Source organism: Catenuloplanes sp. NPDC051500, from assembly GCF_044454585.1.
Classification (GTDB): Bacteria; Actinomycetota; Actinomycetes; order Mycobacteriales; family Micromonosporaceae; genus Catenuloplanes.
Map to the genome: position 1 here is coordinate 328,952 of NZ_JBITDX010000007.1, position 14,552 is coordinate 343,503.

The 14,552-nt window shown below is 71.3% G+C and carries 12 protein-coding genes; 3 read left to right on the forward strand and 9 right to left on the reverse strand.

Annotation, left to right across the window (positions count from 1 at the left end):
- The first annotated feature begins 57 nt into the window (after positions 1-57).
- Positions 58-846: an SDR family oxidoreductase gene (locus tag ACIA8K_RS17260; RefSeq protein WP_396059838.1), complete on the forward strand. Its 789-nt coding sequence runs from the start codon at positions 58-60 to the stop codon at positions 844-846.
- 187 nt (positions 847-1,033) lie between these two features.
- Here ACIA8K_RS17260 and ACIA8K_RS17265 read toward each other — a convergent pair whose 3' ends face one another.
- The 6 genes from ACIA8K_RS17265 to ACIA8K_RS17290 are packed head-to-tail and all read right to left on the reverse strand — an operon-like array spanning position 1,034 to position 8,700.
- On the reverse strand, positions 1,034-4,036 hold the full coding sequence (locus tag ACIA8K_RS17265) for an NACHT domain-containing protein (protein ID WP_396059840.1): 3,003 nt from the start codon (positions 4,034-4,036) through the stop codon (positions 1,034-1,036).
- A 7-nt stretch (positions 4,037-4,043) separates the two neighbouring features.
- Entirely contained in the window at positions 4,044-4,865 is an 822-nt protein-coding gene (locus ACIA8K_RS17270) for a ketose-bisphosphate aldolase (protein ID WP_396059842.1), read from the reverse strand.
- Entirely contained in the window at positions 4,862-5,785 is a 924-nt protein-coding gene (locus ACIA8K_RS17275) for a hexose kinase (protein WP_396059844.1), read from the reverse strand. Before ACIA8K_RS17275 ends, ACIA8K_RS17270 begins: the two co-directional genes overlap by 4 nt.
- The gene (locus ACIA8K_RS17280; protein ID WP_396059846.1) at positions 5,782-6,666 is read right to left on the reverse strand and encodes an EamA family transporter; all 885 of its coding nucleotides are present in this window, start codon (positions 6,664-6,666) and stop codon (positions 5,782-5,784) included. Before ACIA8K_RS17280 ends, ACIA8K_RS17275 begins: the two co-directional genes overlap by 4 nt.
- 14 nt (positions 6,667-6,680) lie before the next feature.
- On the reverse strand, positions 6,681-7,595 hold the full coding sequence (locus ACIA8K_RS17285; protein ID WP_396059848.1) for an N-acetylglucosamine kinase: 915 nt from the start codon (positions 7,593-7,595) through the stop codon (positions 6,681-6,683).
- A 1-nt stretch (position 7,596) separates the two neighbouring features.
- The gene (locus ACIA8K_RS17290) at positions 7,597-8,700 is read right to left on the reverse strand and encodes an SIS domain-containing protein (protein WP_396059850.1); all 1,104 of its coding nucleotides are present in this window, start codon (positions 8,698-8,700) and stop codon (positions 7,597-7,599) included.
- 107 nt (positions 8,701-8,807) lie between these two features.
- On the opposite strand from ACIA8K_RS17290, the gene ACIA8K_RS17295 reads away from it, so the two are divergent.
- Positions 8,808-9,554: a GntR family transcriptional regulator gene (locus tag ACIA8K_RS17295; RefSeq protein ID WP_396059852.1), complete on the forward strand. Its 747-nt coding sequence runs from the start codon at positions 8,808-8,810 to the stop codon at positions 9,552-9,554.
- Here ACIA8K_RS17295 and ACIA8K_RS17300 read toward each other — a convergent pair.
- The gene (locus ACIA8K_RS17300; protein WP_396059854.1) at positions 9,524-10,252 is read right to left on the reverse strand and encodes a GNAT family N-acetyltransferase; all 729 of its coding nucleotides are present in this window, start codon (positions 10,250-10,252) and stop codon (positions 9,524-9,526) included. The genes ACIA8K_RS17295 and ACIA8K_RS17300 overlap by 31 nt on opposite strands.
- Before the next feature lie 121 nt (positions 10,253-10,373).
- On the opposite strand from ACIA8K_RS17300, the gene ACIA8K_RS17305 reads away from it, so the two are divergent.
- A complete protein-coding gene (locus ACIA8K_RS17305; protein ID WP_396059983.1) occupies positions 10,374-11,420 on the forward strand; it encodes an NAD(P)-binding domain-containing protein in 1,047 nt (348 codons plus the stop codon).
- 178 nt (positions 11,421-11,598) lie between these two features.
- On the opposite strand, the gene ACIA8K_RS17310 is transcribed toward ACIA8K_RS17305, so the two are convergent.
- Both ACIA8K_RS17310 and ACIA8K_RS17315 read right to left on the reverse strand, forming a co-directional pair.
- Entirely contained in the window at positions 11,599-13,815 is a 2,217-nt protein-coding gene (locus ACIA8K_RS17310) for a transglycosylase domain-containing protein (RefSeq protein ID WP_396059856.1), read from the reverse strand.
- Positions 13,816-14,009: 194 nt separating this feature from the next.
- Positions 14,010-14,543 (reverse strand): TetR family transcriptional regulator, encoded by a 534-nt coding sequence (locus ACIA8K_RS17315; RefSeq protein WP_396059858.1) that lies wholly within the window; start codon positions 14,541-14,543, stop codon positions 14,010-14,012.
- Positions 14,544-14,552 lie beyond the last annotated feature (9 nt).

The window sequence follows — 14,552 nt, forward strand, 5'->3', positions numbered from 1 at the left end:
CCGGACCGCACACGCACACGGACACGCACCACCGCACCGTCAGAAGGAAGAGGAAAAATGTCAGGCAAGGAACGTGACCGCCTCGACGGCCGCACCGCGCTCGTCACGGGCGGGTCGAAGGGTTCGGGCAAGGCCGTCGTCGCCCGCCTGCGGGAGATGGGCGCCGACGTGTGGACCACGGCCCGGACGATGCCCGACGGGTACGACCGCCCCGGCCGGTTCATCGAGGCAGACACCTCGACAGTCGACGGCGCGCAACTGGTGGCGGACCGCATCACCGAGGCCGCCGGCCCGCTCGACATCCTCGTGCACGTCGTCGGGGGCGCATCGACGCCGGCCGGTGGGTTCGCGGTCATCACCGAGGAGCAATGGCTGACCGAGCTGCACCTGAACTTCCTGGGTGCGGTACGGCTCGACCGGGCCCTCCTGCCGGCGATGACCCGGGCCGGGTCCGGTGTGGTGCTGCACTTCACCTCGATCCAGCGGGAACTGCCGCAGTACGACGCGTCGCTTGCGTACGCGGCGGCGAAGGCGGCGCTGCGCACGTACAGCAAGGGCCTCGCCAACGAACTCGCACCCCGCGGCGTGCGGGTCAACGCGATCAGCCCCGGCGGCATCGAGACCGAGGCCTACGAACGGTTCGTGGACCGGATCGCCGAGGGCAACGGACTCACCCGCGAGGCCGCCAAGCAGACGATCTTCGACTCCCTCGGCGGAGTTCCCCTGGGACGGTTCGCCCAGCCCGAGGAGATCGCCGACCTGGTCGGGTTCCTGGTGTCGGACCGCGCCTCGGCAATCGTGGGCGCCGAGTACGTCATCGACGGCGGCACGGTCCCGACCGTGTGAGCCAACGGCGGGGCGGCCGCAAGGAGATCGTGGCCGCCCCGTCCCGACAAGCGGCAGAAACACCCGGCACGTCACCGACGACGAGGAACCCATGACCACTCACCGCGCCACCCCGCCCCCCTTCGATCCCGAACTCGTCCCCGTCCTGGACGTGCTGACCGGCCTGCGGGGCTGTCGAGCGCGCCGCCTAGCCGGGCTGGTCCTTCGCGTCGTCCGGCCACGCGACGAGAGACATCGTCACGAGTGTCTGGCTGAGCCGCTCGACGGCTTGCAGCGGCAGACGATAGCGGTCCCGGTGCAGCAGGCGGTCCACCACGTTGCGGACGTCGAGTCTCGCTTCACGCACACCGGGCCGGGCTTCCGGCGGCGCCGCCACGATCGCGATGACAACGCGTGAATAGGCCTGGACCAGGTCATCGGGTTCCGCTTCGGTGGCGGACAGAAGCAACAACCGAAGGAGGCTGTGCGCGATCGACTCCGACTCGCCGGACGCATGGCGGACGACGATCTCCACCGTCTCCGGCGCGAAGTCGAGCATCGGCTCGATCGCGTGCCTCAGCATGTCGCTGCTGAGCGCCCCGGACAGGTTCATGGAGGTAAGCGTCGCGCCGAGCGGGAAACGGTAGGCACGGGCCTCGGACCGGCGGTCACGTACCGCCCCGAGGGACCACTCGATGTTGAGCCTCGGCGTGTCCAGGTCAGTGCCCGCGGTCAGCACCAGGTCCCGCCGGTTGTCCGCTGTCCACTCCCGGCCGACCGTCATGGTCTCCAGCGGGTCCAGGTACATCCCGCTCGGCACGGCCGCCCGCCACTGCAGCGCCATGTCCTGCAGCCACGCCGCCGGGTCGCCCGCGTGCACGAACAGCTCCGACGCGCGTACCGGCGCTCCGCAGGCGAGGGTCAGCAGAAGCAGGTTGAACGAGTACGTCGACATCCAGTAGTCGATGCGCTTCTCGATCGGCGCGTAGCGGCGCTCCGCATATCGTGGTCGCGTCACCGCGGTCCGTAGCTGCTCGATCAGCCATTCACGCAACCCGGACGGATCCTCGCGGTTCAGTAGCGCGGTGATGAACGGCAGCACTGTGGTCCGTGCGCTGAGCGCCGTGTATCCGAGCAGCGACTGCAGCAGGTCGTCGTCCTCCGCCCGGCCGAGTCGCAGCGTGCGGGCCCGGGCCCGGGAGGCCGCATCCTGGATCGCCCCGACGACAAGCCGCGCCACCAGATATTCGCCGAATGTGGCGTGCAGGAACTCGTAGGTCTGAAGCGTCCGCCCGTCCTGGACCGCCTGCGCGCGCTGGATGAAGAAGAACCGCCCGACCATCTCCTGCCCCGCGGTCACCGGCGTGCGGAACAGGTCGGTGTCCGCGCTGACGATGGGCCCGAGTCCCAGGCCGGCCAGGTCGGCGTCCAGCTCCGCGGTGGTGACCCACAGGCGCAGGCGGTGGAACATGGCGAACGCGACAACTGACAGTCGCAACAGCTCCGCCTCGATCAGGTCCGGCGGGACGTCCTGCGCCGCGCTCCGGTGCAGGCGGGCCACCTCGCGCGCCGCGAACTCGCGGAGCAGCTGCTCGTACAGCTGCCCGGTGTCGAAGTCCGTGTCGTCGCGGCGCAGGCCGCCGTCGCCGGTGGCGTCGTAGAGCGCGAGCATCAGCAGCAGCAACGGCTGGGCGGCAAGCTCGGGGAAGCGGCCCACGACCTCTGCGGTCAGCGGCGCGGGCAGGAAGCGGGCATTCTCCCGGTTCCACGTGTCCAGCCAGCGCGTGACCTGCACGTCATCGAACGGTTCCAGACGGACCGCGAGGCTTCCCGCAGGTACCCGCGCCCGGTCGGCGACCGCCACCCGGCTGGTCACCACGACCGCCACCGGACGTCCCAACACCCGCTCACGCTCCTGAAACGCCGCCACCCGGGTCAGGTAGCCGGACCGGTGCACGCCTGTGGCCTGCAGCAGCTCGTCGAGGCCGTCGAGGAGGACCACGGGCATCGCGCCGTCCGCGTCCGCGGCAAGCGCCGGCCAGGACACGGTCTCCCCGATCGTCGCCCGGAGCGCGGCCTCGATCTGGTCCTGCACCTCCGCGTCGGCCGGAACGTCCCGCAGCGGCACGCGGACGACAAGGAAGTCCGCGGCGGGAAGACGGGCCGCGAGCACGCGGGTGAGGGACGATTTCCCCGCGCCCGGCTGGCCGAGCAGCAGCAGTGGCGCGTCGGCGGCCTGCGGGCTGGTCAGATAGGTGGCCAGGAAGGCGTCCAGGTCCGCACGCGATCGGCCCTCCCACCAGGTCTCGTCCGCGGGTCGCGCGCCGGGACCGGCAGCTCGGACCCGGAAGCGTGGGTCGATGTAGGCGGCGCCGAGCGCGGGCAGGATCAGGTCGCCGGCGTCGCCGCCGAAGATCGGACGAGCCAGATCGGCACGGTACGCGGTGGCGAGCTGCTTGCGCTGCCGCCGCGGGTCCCGGTGCGAGGTGGCCCGCAGCAGCGCCGTTTCCAGGGACTCCAGGCCGCGGGCGGTGTGCCGGGATTCGAGGCCGCGCAGCCAGAGGTCGACCTCGGGTACGTCGGCGGCCAGGCGGCGCAGGCTCTCCTCGTACCCCCGGATGGTCTGGGTGGGTAGTTGGTCCTTGAGCAGCCGCGCGAGCGTGCGGCGGGCGCGGTCGTCGGCGGCGTCCCAGATCGCGAGGCCCTCGAGGTGTGCGGTCAGGCGCGGGAGGAGGTCGGCGCACCACGCCTCGAGGTCGCGGAGCAACAGGTCGTGGCTGCGGTCCGCGCCGGGTGACGGGATCTCGCCGGCCAGCAGGCGGGGCAGCCAGCCGCCGCCCGCGGGGGTGCGCAGCGCGAGCGTGATCTGGTCATCGCGGGTGAGGCCGGCGTCGCCGAGACCCGCCGAGGTGAGGCAGTCGTCGAGGGCACTGAAGCACGCCGCGACGACCAGGACGCTGTGGGCGGCCTGGAGGCGCTGGCTGCGGTCGTAGCGGCTGAGGCCGCGCAGCGTCTCGGAGATCGTGGACGAGACCAGATGGCCGAGGCGGATGACCTCGTTCTTCGCGTCGAAGAAGCCGAGGGCTGCCTCGCTGCCGCCGGCCGTGGCGAGGCTGAGTGCGCCGCCGAGCACGGTGTCCGCGATGGTGACGAGCGGGCCGGAGCCGCCGAGGATCGTGACGGCGTCCGGGTAGGTCAAGCCTCGGGGCATTGCTCCACTATGCAGCCTCGCCCAAAAGCCTGAGGGTGTGCGTCACGGAAGCGCGGATCGCGTCCCGGCCGGGGGCGAGGTATTTGCGCGGGTCGGTGAGGTCGGCGCGGGCGGCCAGGACCTCGCGGACCGCGCCGGTGAGCACGCGGTTGAGAAGCGTACCCACGTTGACCTTGATGATGCCGTGCGCGACCGCTCGCCGCAGGCCCTCGTCGGGGACGCCGGAGGAGCCGTGCAACACAAGCGGCACGGGTACGGCGTCGAAGAGGCGCGCGATCAGGTCGTCGTCGAGGACCGCGTCGCGGCTGTTCATGGCGTGTGAGGAGCCGACCGCGACGGCGAGCGCGTCCACGCCGGTGGCGGCCACGAACGCGGCGGCCTCGGCCGGGTCGGTGCGGACGCCCGGCGCGTGGGCGCCGTCCTTGCCGCCGATCGCGCCAAGCTCGGCCTCGACCCAGGCACCGGCGGCGTGGCAGCGTTCGACGACGGCGCGGGTGCGGGCGACGTTCTCGTCGTAGGGCAGCGTGGCCGCGTCGAACATGACCGAGCGTATGCCGAGGGTGAGCGCCTCGTCGATCAGCGCCTCGTCCTCGGCGTGGTCGAGGTGGACGGTGACCGGCACTGTGGCCTGTGCGGCGAGGGCCTGGCAGGCGGCGGCGAACGGGGCCAGCGAGCCGTGGTACTTCACCGCGTTCTGCGAGATCTGGAGGATGACCGGTAGGCCGGCGTCCTCGGCGCCGGCGACGATCGCCTCGGCGTGCTCAAGCGTGATCGCGTTGAACGCGCCGATGCCGCGGCCGGTGCCGCGCAGCTCGCGAATTGTGCTCACGTCAGTTCCTCCACGGTGATGGTGTCGCGCCAGCGGGCGCGGGCTTGCAGGTCGATCTCGCCGGCGACTGGTTTGAGCACGCAGGCGGCGGAGGTGGCCACGGCGTCGGCGAGGGCGGCGGGCCAGTCGATCTTGTCGGCCAGGTGGATCGCCAGCGCGGCGGCCGCGGCGTCGCCGGCGCCGGTCGGGTTGCCGTCGACGACGCGTGCCGTGTGAGCCAGCCAGGCGCCGGACGGCGTGATCGCGACCGCGCCCTTCTCCCCGAGCGTCACCACGACGGCCGCGGCCCCGGCCTCGATCAGGCGGCGCCCGTGCGCGGCGACCTCGCCTATCGTCTCCGGGCGGCTGCCGACCAGTTCGGCCAGCTCGTCCGCGTTGGGGGTGAGGACCGCGCCCGCCCCGGTCGCGGCACGCAGCGCGGCCCCGGAGACGTCGATGATCGCTGGCACGTCCGCGAGCCGCGCCAGGCGCGCCGGAAGGTCGTGCGGCAGTCCGGGCGGCAGGCTTCCGGAGACGACCAGCACGTCCGCCCTGGTCAGCTCGTCGGCGACCGCTGCCTCGAGCGCCTCCGGCGTACCCTCGACGGCTGATCTTCCTGGTTCCAGGAGGATCGTGGTCGCGCCGTCCGCGCCGACCACCGCCACGGTCTGCCGCACGCTCTCGAACGCGGGCACCAGCCGGTAGGGCAGGCCGAGCCGGTCGAGGCCGTCCCGGAACGGGTCCGGTGTGGTGAGCGCGCCCGGCGCGACCACCACGGCCTCGCCGCCGAGGGCCCGCACCACGCTCGCGACGTTGACGCCCTTGCCGCCGGCCCGGGAGCGCACGGCGGCGACCCGGACGCTGCGGCCGACAAGCAGCGCCGGTACGTCATAGGTGAGGTCAAGCGCCGGGTTGAGCGTGACGGTGAGAACACGGGTCATGCGGGGGTCAGCTCCGCGTTCTTCTCGGTCGTGTAGACCATGAGCGTGGAGCCGGCCAGTGCGAGCACGATTCCCGCGGTCTGGAAGACGGACGGGACGGTCTGGTAGATCGCGAGCGACAGCGCGATGGTGAGGACCGGTGCGAGCGCGTTGGTGACGGGTGCGACCACTGACGCCTTGCCGCGGCTCATCGCCATCACCAGGAAGAGGGCGCCGACCGCGTTGAGCAGCTGGGTGACGGCGGCGAGGGTGGGCGCCTGCCAGGGGAAGTCGAGCGGGACTCCGCCGGTCATCAGGATCGCGACCGGGATGAGGACCAGGCCGCTGATCGTCATCCAGCTGAACGTGGTGGCGTCGTTGACGCCCGCGGTCGCGGCCTTGCGCATGTAGTAGGCCTGCACGCCCCAGGCGATGCAGATCAGCACGGCGAGCAGCAGGTACGGCCCGGTGGCGAACTCGCCGGGCGACACGGAGAAGAGCACGATCGCGACAAGCGCCAGCACGACGCCGATGAGCGCGAGGCGGGTGAGGCGTTCGCGGAGCACGACCAGCGCCATGACCACAGTGATCGCCGGGGAGAGCGCGATGATCGGGAAGATGATGTAGGCCGGGCCCATGGTGAGCGCCTTGAAGAGCAGCAGCTGGCCGCCGGCACCTGTGAGTCCGACGATAAGGCCGTAGAACGCGGCCACCGGGCGCCTGTCGAACGTGTTGCCGCGCAGCGCCGCCACGGCCGGGATGATCATCGTGATCGACCAGATGATGTAGACCATCCCGTCGGGATAGCCGTATTCGCTTGTCGGGAGGCTGGAGAAGGCGCCCCACACGCCCCAGAAGAGGACCAGCAGGCCGGCGTAGGGTATCCATCCGGTACGGCGCATGGCGGTGTCCTTTCTCAGAGTGGAATGCGGTGGCCCGCGAGCCGGGCCGCGTAGACGGCCGCGCCCCGGTCCGGTGGGAGTAGCGGCGCGCGCAGGTCGTAGCGGTCGCCGAGCGCGTCCCGGAACGCCGCGAGCAGCAGCGGCGAGGTGAACATGCCACCGGAGTAGGAGACCGGCAGCCCGTCCCCGCCGATCGCGGCCGCGGTGGCGTCGACGAGCGCGGCCAGCTCCCGCCCACCGTCACGGAGGATCGCCTCGCAGGCCTGATCGCCGGCCGACGCCGCCTCGCTGACCGCGGTGCTGAGCGCCGCGATCGTGGCCCGGTCGCCCTGCCAGCGGTTGAGCACGATGTCGACCGCGTCGAGGTCGTCGGCCAGCCCGAGCGTGCGGCGCAGCACCTCGGCCAGCGGGCCCGCGGGCTGCCGGCCGTCGCTCATCCGGCTGAACGCCTGGAGTCCGCGGATCGCGGTCCAGTAGCCGGAGCCTTCGTCGCCGTAGAGTTCGCCCCAGCCGCCGACCCGGGCGCGGCGGTCGCCGTGCTCGCCGTAGGCGATGGAGCCGGTGCCGGCCACCACGTTGATGCCGTCGCGGCCGCCGAGCGAGCCGGCCCAGCCGCAGATCATGTCGTTGCCGCACGCGTACCGGCCGGTGCCGAGGATCTCCGCGGGAAGCGCGTCGAGCGTCGGAACGTCCGCGCTGACCTCGCCGTAACAGGGTATGCCGAAGAACGAGTGGGTGATGTCCGCGGGCGTGATGCCGGCCGCCGCGCACACCTGGCCGATGCCCTCGGCGAGCAGCGGCGCGACGATCCCGATGTCACTCATCAGGTAGTAGATGCTCGCGGTCCGCGCCTCCGCGACCACCGCGCCGTCCGCGTCGATCAGGCAGTACGCGGTCTTGCTGCCGCCGCCGTCCACCCCGAGGTACATGTCAGGACCGCCCCTCGGTGAACGGGTGGATGACCACGCCCTGCACGACCCGGTTGACCTCGCCGCCGGGGAACGGGTTGTCAGGCGTGTGCCCGCCGGCGAGCGAGCAGGTCAGCGCGACAAGCTGCGCGGGCACGATCGCGGCGATCCCCCAGAGCGCGTCGGGCGTGCCGGGCGTGCGCGCGACAGTCCAGTGCCCGGCGTCGACGCCGTACCCCTCGTCGCTGATCATGATGACCCGCTCGGAGCCGAGCGTGCCGGCCAGCTCGCGCGCGATGTCCAGGTCGTAGGCGCGCCGATAGGGATCTCCAGAGACAAAGACGATCGCGAGGGTACGGGCGGTGAGCGCCGCCTTCGGCCCGTGCCGGAAGCCGAGCGACGACTCACCGAGCGCGAACACCTCGCCCGCGGTGAGTTCCAGGCACTTGAGCGCGCCCTCGTGCGCCAGGCCCTTCAGCCCGCCCGATCCGAGGTAGACGATGCGGTCCGGGTCGAGCGCGCGGACCGTCTCCTCGATCGCCGCCGTCTGGCGCAGCGCGCCCTCGCCCGCCTCGGCGAGCGCGTCGACGTCGGTGTCACCGGCGAGCACCAGCCAGGCCGCGAGCACCATGCTCGTGAACGAGGACGTCATGGCGAAGCTGCGGTCGTTCGTCTCCGGCGGCAGCGCGACGACTACCGCGTTGTCCGCGTCCCGGTAGGCGCCGGCCAGGTCGCCGTCCGCGTTGCACGTGATGACCAGGTGGTACGACTCGGCCGCGACCTGGTCGATCAGCCGTCCGGCCGCGACCGACTCCGGGCTGTTGCCGCTGCGGGCGAAGGAGACCAGCAGCACCGGCCGGTCGTCGACGGTGACCGCGAGCGGGTCCGCGACCAGGTCGGTGGTGGCGATCGCGTCGACCGGGCGTTTGAGCAGCCTGGTCAGCTCCGGTGCGAGCAGCTCGCCGACGTAGGCGGACGTGCCGGCACCGGTCAGCACGATGCGGGTGCGCGGGTCGCGCAGCGCCGTGCCGAGCAGCCGGTCGGTCCGGTCGCGGAGCGCCGTCACCACCTGCCGGGTGGCCCGCCACATGGTCGGCTGTTGGTCGATCTCCGCCCTGGTGAACATCCGGTCCCTTCCCGCGACAACTGAAGTGGTCTGGTTCCGGAAAGCTACTGGTATGCAACTGGTCTGTCAACGGCTTCAACCGGTGCGCAGCTGGTACGGTGGCGGTCATGCGTAATCCCCTGATCGACCCGGAGGCGTCGCCGCTCTACCTGCGCCTGGCCGACCGCATCGAGGGGGATCTGCGCGAGTCCAACGGCGCGGACGGCGCCCGGCTCCCCTCCGAGCGCCAGCTCGCCGAGCGGTACGAGGCGTCCCGGGTCACCATCCGCGCCGCCCTCGGTGAGCTGCGTGACCGCGGCATGCTGGTCTCGCTGCCCGCGCGCGGCTGGGCAGTGGCCGCCGCCCCGAAACCGCGCGGCGCCGGCACCGCGGGCCGCGTCATGGGCTTCACCGACCTGGCCCAGCAGCGCGGCCTGTCCATGCGCAGCCGGGTGCTCTCCTCAGGCGTACGCCCGGCCACGGTCCGCGAGGCGGAGCTGCTGCACACGGTCGCCGGCGCGGACCTGTTCGAGATGCGCCGCCTGCGCTACCTCAACGACCTGGTCATCGCGCTCGAACACAACCGGCTGCCGCTGTCGGTCGCGCCCGCGATGGCGGACACCGACTTCACCGCCAGGTCGCTCTACGACGTGCTGCGGGAAACCTCACCGACCCAGCAGCCGCACTACGCGGACTACTCGGTCGAGGCGCGCATCGCCACCGACGCCGAACGCGGCCACCTGGACATCACCGGCGCGGTACCGATCCTTGCCGCCACCCAGCTGACGTTCAACCAGGAAGCCGTGCCGATCGAGCTGACAATCCAGGCGTACCGGGGCGACCGCTACACGTTCCGCGCGTCGATCACGGACTGACGCGTGTACCAGGTCATCGTGGACACCGGCCGGAACCCGAGCTTCTCGTAGAGCGGCAGCCCCGCGTCCGTCGCGACAAGCGTGGCCTCCCGCTCCGGATGCGCCGCGAGCGCGGCCTCCATCACCGCGCGCCCGAGCCCGCGGCCGCGGTGCTCCGGGTGGGTGGCGACCCAGTAGAAGCCGACCGACGCGCCGTCGTCGTAGGTGAAGCAGCCCGCCGCCGGAGTGCCGTCCGCGGCCCGCGCCAGCCACACCCGCCAGCCCGGGATGTCCAACACCCGCGCCGGAAGCGCGTTCCCGGTCACCGGCGGCTGGTAGTTGGCCAGCGGGAACGCGCCGATTATCAGGCGCTCGGTCTCGGCCAGCTCACCCGGCTCGGTGACCTCGACGACCGGGGCACGGGGTGCGTCCACCGGCCCGGCGCCCCGGACCATGACCGGGATCCGGAACGTCCGCACGCCCTCGACCGGCGCGGCCTCCGCGTGCATCAGATCCTCGACCACGAGCGCCTTGCCGGGCGGCGCCTCCCGGGCGAGGCCCGCGACCGCGTCAAGCGAGATCGGGCGGGTGACAAGGAACCGGGTCACTGTCGGCAGGTCCACCCGCAGGCACCCGTTCTCCACGAGCGCGCCCGGATCCAGCGCCCGGAACATCGCCGCCGCGTTCCTCGCGTACACCCGCGTCCCACAGTTGATCACCTGGCGACTCTAGCCCGCTGTGTCCCGGCTGTGATCCGGCATGCATCCGGGAGGGAACGCCGGAGCCGGCGCATAGCATGGTGCAGTGCGTCGCAGCGGTAATCCTCGTGAGGCGACGGTCGTGGTCATCGGGGGTGGGCAGGCGGGCTTGTCCGCTGGCTATCACCTGCAGCGGCGAGGGTTCGTCAGCGCGCTGACCGGCGGCGGGCGCACGTTCGCGGTCCTGGACGCCGAGGACGCGGCCGGTGGCGCGTGGCAGCACCGGTGGGAGTCGCTGCGGATGGCGACGGTCAACGGGATCTTCGATCTGCCCGGCTTCCCGAAGCCGCCGATCGATGCGGACGAGCCGAGCCGGACGGCGGTGCCGCGGTACTTCGCGGACTTCGAGCGGCACGCCGGGCTGCCGATCCTGCGCCCGGTCACGGTGACCTCGGTGCGCCACGAGGGGCCGGACGCGTTCCACCTCGACACCGACCACGGGCCGTGGCGGGCGCAGGCGATCATCAACGCCACCGGCACCTGGACGAATCCGGTCCTCCCCCACTACCCCGGCCAGGAGACGTTCCGGGGGCTGCAGCTGCACACCCACGCCTACGTGGCGGCGGAGAAGCTGGCCGGGCTCCGGGTCGCGGTGGTCGGGGGCGGGATCTCGGCGGTGCAGCAGCTCGAGGAGATCTCGCGGGTGGCGACCACGTTCTGGTACACGCGCCGCGAGCCGGTCTTCCGCACCGACTTCACGCCGGAAGGCGCCGGGCGGGAGACGATCGCGAAGGTGGTCGCGGACGTGGAGGCCGGGCGTCCGACCGGAAGCGTCGTGTCGTACACCGGCCTGATCTGGACGCCCTACGCGCTGGCGGCCAAGGAGCGCGGCGCGCTGGAGCGGCGGCCGATGTTCACCGCGCTCGTGCCGGAGGGAGTGGTCGAGGCGAGCGGCGAGGTGACCGCTGTGGACGCGATCCTGTGGGCGACCGGGTTCAAGGCCGCACTCGCCCACCTCGGGCCGCTGGGCCTGCGCAACGCGGCGGGCGGCATCCGGATGACAGGCACGCAGGTGGCCGGTGAGCCACGTCTACACCTGATCGGTTTCGGCCCGTCGCAGTCGACGGTCGGCGCGAACCGGGCCGGACGCGACGCGGTCCAGAAGATCATCAAGACTCTGGCGGCCTGAGGCGCCCACCCTCCTCCGCGGCGGCGGACGGCCTCAGGGCGAAGCGGGCGCCGTCTCCAGTTGACCGCGGCGCGCTGCGACGTGGCGCAGCAGGCTGGTGAAGCGCGGCCCCACGGTCCACCCCCAGACACAGAAACGGGGGTACGTCACGCGCCGTGACGTACCCCCTCGGTGTTGATCAGTCGTTCTGTGTTGGTGAGGAGGACTTCGGTGAGGCCGGTGCGCGCTCGGGGCTGCCGGCGGAGCCGGACTTGAAGGAGATCTTCACGCTTGGTGCGTTGAAGTTCTTCACCGGCTGGCCCTTGAGCGCGTCCCGCATCAGCCGGGCGACCGCGGCGATGACCTCGTCCTGGACCGGCGCGCCGACGATGTCGTTCGGGTTGTCCGGGTTGACCGCGATGCCGGCGATGGCCAGCTGCGGCGTGGTGGCGATGAACGACTCGGTGGCGTTGTCCGAGGACGAGCCGGTCTTGCCCGCGACCGGGCGGCCGACGACGCCGCTGACCTCGGTGGACGTGCCGTTGTTGCACGCGCCGTGTGCGGGGCTCTGGCCGATCGGGCAGCGGGCCGCGTCGATGCCGCCGCGGGCCACGTCCTTGTCGAGGACCTGCTTGCAGTCCGGCTGGGCGGCCTTGGCGGCGGCCTCGCTCGACGAGCCTGTGGTGTCGGTGATCGAGACGACGGGCGTCGGCTTGCAGTAGTTGCCGTCCGCGGCGAGCGTGGCGTACGCGTTCGCCATGTCGAGCGGCGTGGTGGACGAGACGCCGAGCGTGAACGAGCCCCAGTCGTCCGGGTTCGCGGCCAGGTTCGCGTCGTTCTTGGTGCGGAACTGGATGCCGAGCCGCTTCGCCACGTCGACCGCGGCCTTCACCCCGACCTGCTCCTCAAGCTTCACGAAGTACGTGTTGGAGGACTTGCCGAACGCGGTCCACATGTTCTGGTAGCCGTCCTGGTAGGACGCGCTCGCGTTCTTCGGGCACCAGAAGCCGCCGCAGCCGTCCGAGCTGCCGTCGGAGAACGTGGTCTTGTCCTTGCTCTTCGTGGTGAAGCCCTTGTCGAGCGCGTAGCCCTTCTCAAGCGCGGCAAGCAGCACGAAGATCTTGAACGTGGAGCCGAACTGGTAGCCGGCCGAGTCGTCGCTGCCCGCGATGAACTGGTTCATCGTGTTCGGGTAATTGCCGCTTGTCGGGTTCTTCTCGTTGCTGTAGTGCCTGTTGATCGCCAGCGCCTTGACCTTGCCGGTGTTCGGCTCGACCGCGGCGAACGGCGCGGCCTTCGGGTCGTTGAAGCCGTAGATCTTCAGCGCCTCCTTGCTCGCCGCGCTCTGCAGCGTCGCGTCGAGCGCGGTGACGATCCGGAAGCCGCCCTTCTTCAGCGCGTCGTACCGGGCGTTGGCGTCCGGGCCGAACTCCTCCTGCTGCTTCCACCAGGAGACGAAGTAGTCGCAGTAGAAGCCCCAGCCGGCGTCCGCGTGCGAGGAGCCGGCGCAGTTGCTCGTGGACTTGGTGGGCTTGAGGCCGAGCGGCTCGGCGATCGCGGCGTCCGCCTCGGCCTGGGTGATCGCGCCGGTGCCGACCATCCCGTTCAGCACGTAGTTGCGCCGGCCGAGCGCCTCGTCCTCCTCGTTGTTCACCGGGTCGTAGAGGTCCGGCGACTTGACCAGCCCGGCGATCATCGCGGCCTGGGCCAGCGTGAGCTTGTCCGGCGTGGTGGAGAAGTACGCGTTCGCGGCCGCGGAGACGCCGTAGGCCTGGTTGCCGAAGTACGCGATGTTGAGATAGCGGCGGAGGATCTCCGGCTTGTCGAGCGAGTCCTCGAGCGTGATCGCGAACTTGATCTCCTGGAGCTTGCGGGTGGTGCTCAGCTCGGTCGCGGCCTGACGCTCCTCCTCGCTCATTGTGGAGTCGTTCTTCAGCACGTTTCGCACGTACTGCATGGTGAGCGTGGACGCGCCGGAGACCTCACCGCCCTGCGAGTTGGAGACGAACGCGCGGACCAGGCCCTTGATGTCCACGCCGCCGTGCTCGTAGAAGCGGGTGTCCTCGGCGGCGACGATCGCGTCCTTCATCACCTTCGCGATCTCGTCACCGGAGACGTCGGTGCGGTTCTCGTCAAGGAACGAGGTGATCACGGTCTTGCCGTCGCTGGCGTAGAGGTAGGACGTCTGCGCGGTCGGCGGCGTCTTCAGATCCTCCGGCAGGTCGTCGAACGAGTCGCTTGCGAGTTTCGCCGCGACGCCGGCCGTGGCGCTCACCGGAAGGCCCGCGCCCGCCACCACCGCACCGCCCAGGACGCCGAGTAACACCAGCGTGAGGACCTTGCGAGCCTTGGACGTGACCTGCCGGCCGGGAGCGGTCGCTGTCTCCGGGCCGGGTGGTGATGACGAAACCTGCATTGCGGGAAGGACCCCTCGTGGTCTATGGCGCCGGAAGTCGTGCGGCGCTCAGCAGAACATGATCGCGTTCATTGATGCGGAACGGGGTTCACCGTCCGGCGGGCCTCTGCCAGTGCCCCATCAGGGAGACCCCGGAGCGCCCGCGAAGGTTGCCGAATTCAACCCCGAAAAGCGAAATCTAGATCACATGAGCCTTACGCCGGGGGTACGCCGAGCGCGCGCAACGCCGCGTCGACCGCCTCGGCACGGATGGTGGTCGCCAGCTCCGGATCGTCGGCGAACAGGATGAGCGTGTCCTGCAGTCCACCGAGCGCGACCACCGCGCGCACCCGGTCGGCGGTGGTGGGCCCGGCGAGCGCGACGTCGATCCGGGTGCGCCAGGCGATGATCCAGTCGACGATCTTGAGCTCGTTGAGGACCGCGACGTCCCGCACGATGCCGAGCAGGATCGCGCGGTGGCGGTAGCAGAGGTCGAAGAAGGCCTCCAGGGTGGCGCGCGGCTCCGCGGGGAGGTCTGCGGAGAGCGCCTCGATGTCGGTGACGAACGGCTCGACCAGGCTCCTGAGCAGGTCACCCTTGGACCGGAAGTGGTAGTAGAGCGCGGCCTTGCTGATCCCGAGCCGGCCGGCGATCTCGGACAGGCTGGTCTGCTCGTACCCGCGGGTGGCGAACAGCTCCGCCGCGACCCGCTGGGCCTGCGCGCGGGTGTCGGTGGTCAGGCGGGGCATGCGGACGAT

Bases quoted from the DNA above. Each gene is read 5' to 3' on its own strand.
- ACIA8K_RS17275 (WP_396059844.1), bottom strand. From the start codon at position 5,785: ATGACCCGTGTTCTCACCGTCACGCTCAACCCGGCGCTTGACCTCACC.
- ACIA8K_RS17280 (WP_396059846.1), bottom strand. From the start codon at position 6,666: ATGCGCCGTACCGGATGGATACCCTACGCCGGCCTGCTGGTCCTCTTC.
- ACIA8K_RS17315 (WP_396059858.1), bottom strand. From the start codon at position 14,543: ATGCCCCGCCTGACCACCGACACCCGCGCGCAGGCCCAGCGGGTCGCG.
- ACIA8K_RS17310 (WP_396059856.1), bottom strand. From the start codon at position 13,815: ATGCAGGTTTCGTCATCACCACCCGGCCCGGAGACAGCGACCGCTCCC.
- ACIA8K_RS17285 (WP_396059848.1), bottom strand. From the start codon at position 7,595: ATGTACCTCGGGGTGGACGGCGGCGGCAGCAAGACCGCGTACTGCCTG.
- ACIA8K_RS17260 (WP_396059838.1), top strand. From the start codon at position 58: ATGTCAGGCAAGGAACGTGACCGCCTCGACGGCCGCACCGCGCTCGTC.
- ACIA8K_RS17265 (WP_396059840.1), bottom strand. From the start codon at position 4,036: ATGCCCCGAGGCTTGACCTACCCGGACGCCGTCACGATCCTCGGCGGC.
- ACIA8K_RS17290 (WP_396059850.1), bottom strand. From the start codon at position 8,700: ATGTTCACCAGGGCGGAGATCGACCAACAGCCGACCATGTGGCGGGCC.
- ACIA8K_RS17295 (WP_396059852.1), top strand. From the start codon at position 8,808: ATGCGTAATCCCCTGATCGACCCGGAGGCGTCGCCGCTCTACCTGCGC.